This window comes from Bacillus sp. P4_D3 (assembly GCF_056401855.1).
Genome location: NZ_JBFUIN010000986.1, coordinates 1 through 986, shown reverse-complemented (window position 1 = coordinate 986; position 986 = coordinate 1). Strand labels below are relative to the sequence as shown.

Here is a 986-nt window from a genome sequence, read left to right as displayed (position 1 = left end):
ATAGAGAGCTTTCTTTACTCATTTACACAACATGGAGAAATATAGGGAATATATTTTTACAATTTTTTATATTGATTGTGATTGTGGGAGTAGGGGTGTTTTACGATGTCGAATGGTCGCAACTTTTCCAAACAATTGTAGGGAAGAGTCAAATGCAAAATGAAGGGTTATCCGTACGACAATTGATGTTTATGTTAGCAATTTGCTGTTGGCTTGGCATGGTGGGCTTAGGTATGTGGATTAGTAAAAAAGCTAATCCCAATATTGCTTAAAAAGTATCTCGAAAAATATCAATACTAAAACTACAAAAAAACAAACAAACTCGTCCTACTAAGAGGGGAGTTTGTTTGTTTTTTGTTTAGATAATGGAATGTTCATGCAAAATTGTACACCTTGTTCCACATTATTTATAGAATACTTCATGCCTAGCGTTTCAAGAATTTGCTTAACTATATATAGCCCTAAACCACTTCCTCCAGTATTTCGATTCCTTGATTTTTCAATTCGATAAAATGGTTTGAAAATTTGTTGTATATCTTCTTCTTTGATATTGACACCTGTATTTATAATTTGCGTTTGGATTTGACCTTGTTTAGAATCCTCACTTAACTTTATATAGACTTTTTCATTATTTGGTGAATACATAACCGCATTATGGATAATATTTTTACATGCTTTTTCAAGAAGAACACGATCTGTATAAACAGAAAGGTCAGAATCAATTTCTTTTATTATTTGGATGCTTTTTTGAGAAGCAAAAAATTCAAGATCTTTTGTGATTGTACCTATTAACTTTGAAAGATTAACTTCTTCTATCTTTAGTTTAAAGGTGTGTTGTTCTAATTTCGACATGCTTAAAATTTCACGAACTAATTGTTCCATACTTTCAATAATTTGATGATTTTTCTTTAAATATTGATCACGATTTTGATAAGGGCCAATATTGTATATCATCCCTTCTAAGTATCCTTTCATTACAGTAAGAG

1 protein-coding gene and 1 pseudogene are annotated in these 986 nt (G+C 30.6%); one reads left to right on the top strand and one right to left on the bottom strand.

The annotated features are described in order from the left end of the window. A pseudogene (locus AC1DTM_RS28565) lies at window positions 1-272 on the top strand (hypothetical protein); the annotation flags it as partial. Window positions 273-330: 58 nt separating this feature from the next. On the opposite strand, the gene AC1DTM_RS28560 reads toward AC1DTM_RS28565, so the two are convergent. Continuing rightward, window positions 331-986: sensor histidine kinase (locus AC1DTM_RS28560; protein ID WP_477001498.1), on the bottom strand; the 656-nt coding region annotated here is incomplete at its 5' end.